Source organism: Paenibacillus sp. FSL K6-1230 (assembly GCF_038002385.1).
Lineage (GTDB): Bacteria > Bacillota > Bacilli > Paenibacillales > Paenibacillaceae > Paenibacillus > Paenibacillus massiliensis.
Window position 1 is genome coordinate 1 of the sequence record NZ_JBBOCK010000009.1, and the last position, 4,290, is coordinate 4,290.

The 4,290-nt window shown below is 40.6% G+C and carries 4 protein-coding genes and 2 pseudogenes; 4 read left to right on the plus strand and 2 right to left on the minus strand.

Features of this window, described 5'->3' with window-relative positions:
• Positions 1–141 (plus strand): annotated as a pseudogene (locus MKX74_RS28140) (thiamine biosynthesis protein MoeB); the annotation flags it as partial.
• Here the strand turns inward: MKX74_RS28140 and MKX74_RS28145 are convergent.
• A protein-coding gene (locus tag MKX74_RS28145; RefSeq protein WP_445667340.1) for an IS5 family transposase occupies positions 130–919 on the minus strand; the annotation gives its coding sequence in 2 pieces (ribosomal slippage) (positions 130–660 and positions 662–919; 789 coding nt in all). The pseudogene MKX74_RS28140 and the gene MKX74_RS28145 overlap by 12 nt on opposite strands.
• Before the next feature lie 277 nt (positions 920–1,196).
• Here MKX74_RS28145 and MKX74_RS28150 point away from each other — a divergent pair.
• From MKX74_RS28150 to MKX74_RS28160, 3 genes and pseudogenes are all read left to right on the plus strand, one after another.
• Positions 1,197–1,340, plus strand: a complete 144-nt coding sequence (locus MKX74_RS28150; protein ID WP_341180708.1) for a hypothetical protein — start codon at positions 1,197–1,199, stop codon at positions 1,338–1,340.
• A 33-nt stretch (positions 1,341–1,373) separates the two neighbouring features.
• Positions 1,374–2,678, plus strand: coding sequence for a group II intron reverse transcriptase/maturase (gene ltrA / locus MKX74_RS28155; protein ID WP_341180709.1), 1,305 nt, complete (start codon positions 1,374–1,376; stop codon positions 2,676–2,678).
• A gap of 146 nt (positions 2,679–2,824) precedes the next feature.
• Positions 2,825–3,217: pseudogene (locus MKX74_RS28160) on the plus strand (IS4 family transposase); the annotation flags it as partial.
• Positions 3,218–3,442: 225 nt separating this feature from the next.
• On the opposite strand, the gene MKX74_RS28165 reads toward MKX74_RS28160, so the two are convergent.
• Positions 3,443–4,290 (minus strand): Tn3 family transposase (locus MKX74_RS28165; RefSeq protein WP_341180710.1); only part of this gene is annotated, 848 nt, incomplete at its 5' end.

Here is a 4,290-nt window from a genome sequence, read left to right on the forward strand (position 1 = left end):
CATCCTATGAGCGGTGCAACATGCGATACAGCTGGAATCATTCAGCCAGCTGTACAGATGGTTGTTGCTCACCAAGTAACAGAGGCGATGAAAGTATTGGTGGATAATTATGAGTCGCTAAGAACCTGTCTAGAATCTTTTCAATAAAATCGCTACACTTGCCAATAAGCAACTCTGTCTACTATTTTCAAGTGTTCGTTCACAGTTCTTCCACAGTCTGCGATAATTTTCTAACCAAGAAAACGTTCGTTCCACAATCCAGCGTTTCGGTAACACAACAAACTTATGAAGTTCCGAACGTTTAATGATTTCAACTGAACAATCAATCGTTTCTTTTATCGATTTTGCAAATGATGGCCCCGTGTATCCACCATCACAAAGTATATTTTTCACTTTGTCCAATGCTTTCTTATGCCTTTCACACATTTGGATAGCACCCTCTCGATCTGTTATATTCGCAGTTGTTACTTCAATCGCATGAATGAGACCATTGGTGTCTACAGCAATATGCCTTTTAATTCCTGATATTTTCTTTCCCGCATCGTATCCTTTTTCACCAGCTATCCATGTGTTTTTCACGCTTTGTGCATCTACGATGCAGAAACTTGTCTGATTCTTACGTCCATCTTGCTCACGATAGGTTTCAACTAATTTTTTTATGCACTTTTTCGAGAAGACTTATGCCATTCTCGTCTACTTTCCGCCAAATCTGATAGTAGGAATAAACTGTTTTCCAGTTCGGAAAATCACTTGGCAGATTACGCCATTGACAACCTGTGGTAAGCAAATATAGTACACCGCAGAATACCTCGTACAAATCAACTGTGCGTGGACGCGTCGTTTTTCGTGCACTTTCTAAATCTTCACGAATCAGTTCAAACTGTTCACGTGAAACATTGCTTGTATAATCATGTATCATAGGAAACATCCTTTTTTGTACAGATTATACCATAGATTTCAGACAGGTTCTGACATCATACGCAAAAGGCGCATGGGCAAATCTCCAGGTTGTAACGTACAGTGAACGTAGATGTAGCCTCGTTACACGTAATTCCGGTGGCTGAGACGGTCTATAACGTGCGAAAGCAGCAAGAACTGACCGAAACGAGTCTGGAACGGCAGTTCTCACCGGCGGGGTATCAGCGGCGACATGGAGAGAAAGATGATGTGGAAACTGGAGAAGCCCTCGACACCCGATGAAGAAATCTCATCGAGGAGACCATCTTTATAACCGTGATCGGGAAGTGAGATTGGTAGGTGTCAGGGTGGCGGAACGGATCGTAGTACCTGAGATCTGCGTGCAGCAAAACGCGCAGGGAGGAAAGGGTCCGAACCTGTAAATATTTCGTACGACCAAAGGAGGCAAGGGTGCCATGATAAAAACACCTATTACTTTGCAGGAACTAAGGCGACGAATCTATCAAAAGGCGAAGTCTGAACCTACGCATCGGTTTTGGGGACTATTTTCCCACATTACCAAACTAACAACCCTTCATGAAGCATATCAGCAAGCGAGGAAAAACAACGGTGCCCCAGGCATCGATGGGAAAAGTTTTGCTGATATAGAGCTAGAGGGAGTTATGCCGTTTTTAAAGAATATCCAAGCAGAACTACAGGCTGGAACATATCAACCACAATCTAATCGGAAAGTAGAGATCCCAAAAGCAAACGGCAAAATGCGGACACTCCAAATCCCATGTATACGGGACCGTGTGGTCCAAGGAGCACTAAAACTCATATTGGAAGCCATCTTTGAAGCTGATTTTTGCCCAAATTCATATGGATTCCGACCAAAACGCTCCCCACATCAAGCACTGGCAGAAATACGACGTAGCATATTGCGCCGGATGACTGTAGTAATCGATGTTGACTTGTCACGCTACTTTGATACAATTCGACACCACATACTTTTGGAGAAAATCGCAAAACGTGTCCAAGATTCGCAAGTTATGCATCTCGTAAAACAGGTTATCAAGGTGACAGGAAAAATCGGTGTCCCGCAAGGGGGACCATTTTCTCCCCTAGCCGCAAACATCTACCTCAATGAAGTAGATTGGACATTTGATACGATTCGACGTAAGACAACAGAAAACCATTACGAGGCTGTAAACTATCACCGTTTTGCTGATGATATAGTTATCACCGTAAGCGGACATTCTAGTAAACGAGGATGGGCTGAATTGGCATTGCGACGACTGTGGGAACAATTAAAGCCTTTGGGAGTTGAACTGAATCTGGAGAAAACTCGAATGGTTAATGCCTTAAAAGGAGAACCCTTCGGGTTCTTAGGATTTGATTTGAGGCGAGTACTGACTCGAAATAAGAACAGACACTTTGTTCTTATTACCCCGAAGAAGACAGCCTGTACGAAAGTGAAAGCGAAAATTCGAGAATTAATCAGACATGCAGGCGCCAAACCTGCACAAGATTTAGTAAAACAAATCAATACGGTACTGACTGGATGGGTGAATTATTTCCGGGTTGGGAATTCTAGTCGAGCCTTTAGTCAAGTACGGGACTATACAGAGATGAAAGTCCGTACATTATTGACGAGAAGGAAACGGCGCCAAAAGCGTAGTATTGGATGGCAGAGATGGAGTAACGAATATCTCTATGGTGTACTAGGGCTCTATTGGGACTGGAAAGTCCTTCCCCTGAAAAGTGCAGAGAGTTTCTGATGAAAGTGTCTGCCATTTGATAGGTCTCATAACCCTTTTGATGAAGTTTATGGGGTGAGCTGCTTGAGGGAAAACCTCACGAGCAGTTCTTATGGGGAGAGGCTGGAAACGGGTCACAATTGATACCGCGCCAGTCTTTTACCCGACAGATTATTTTTAAAACGTGGAAATCATTATTCAAGATAGATCATTATTCTACGGTAAAGCAAGAACGATTAGAGTGCCAATTATATGGGAAACTCATTACCATTTTCCTATGTTCCTCTACTATGTTTAAAATGCGGCAATTACTTCTGCAAAAAAAGAAAAAAGAATTAAGTGAATACAAAGCAATTGGAATGATCCAAGATCATCTATCTCTGTTATATCAAGCCATGCAGAAAGACACCCAAGAGATAACAAAGGTTCTAATCCGCCTGTTTACCCTACTACAGAAAAATGGACGGAAATCTCATCGATACGAGAAAAAGACAGTCTTTGATATTATGGGTGTTGTCTATGAGTATAATGGATTGAGAAAACAAAAGAAAGCTGCATAGTGAAAAAATGAAACCCGTTAGGGTTTATTTAGTATGCTTATTTTTAAGGAAATCAAATATTGTAAGAGCTTTTTAGTTTATATGAAAAAAATTTATTTTATTTCCGTTCTTAAGTTGATGGGCATGGCCTCACGATACCATTTCGGGAAAATTGTACGTTTAGACACAATTTGGACACATTTTTACCGATTCCGTATTTACATAGGGAATCGGTATTGGGTGTTACTATCTATTTCTTGCATATTTTGTTCGCAAAGGTCTTAAATGATGAATCGATGTCTTTTGCTGTACATTCCAGATATAATCGCCCGTTAATGCAATATGTTCCCAACCTAATGGAGAAATGTGTTGCACATATTCTTCTGGAATTTCCATTCCTTGAGATCGTAATAATTCAATCGCTTTTTCAATATACACTGTATTCCAAATGACAATCACAGAAATTAACAACGGCAGGCCATTTACTCGGTGCAACTGATCTTCATAAGAACGATCACGTATTTCTCCTAATCGATGAAAACACACGGCTCGCGCAAGTGAATGTTTCGCTTCTCCTTTATTGAGTCCCACTTGAACTCGCCTTCTCAGTGCAGGATCTTGTAGCCATTCTAATGTATATAATGTTCTTTCTATACGTCCAATTTCTCGTAATGCTACCGCTAAACTATTTTGCCGTGGATAAGATGCTAACTTTTTTAAAATAAGAGATGCAGTAACTGTTCCATTTTGCACAGAACTGAGTAATCTTAATAATGCATCCCAGTTGTCTCGTATATGTTTCATTTGTATAGTGCCGCCAATCATAAAGTTTAGCTCTGGATAATAGGAAGGTTTGTCGATTGTATAAATTTTCGTCTTATCTATACTTTTAATTCTCGGAGAGAATCGAAACCCTAACATATGACACATAGCAAATACATGATCTACAAATCCAGCAGCATCCGTATAATGTTCTTCAATTCTAGTATCGGCTTCATGGTATAATAATCCGTCTATAATATGAGGCGCCTCCTCAGAAGAACTAATGACTTGGGCGTAAAAAGGATCATATTGATCTGAAATATGAGTATAGA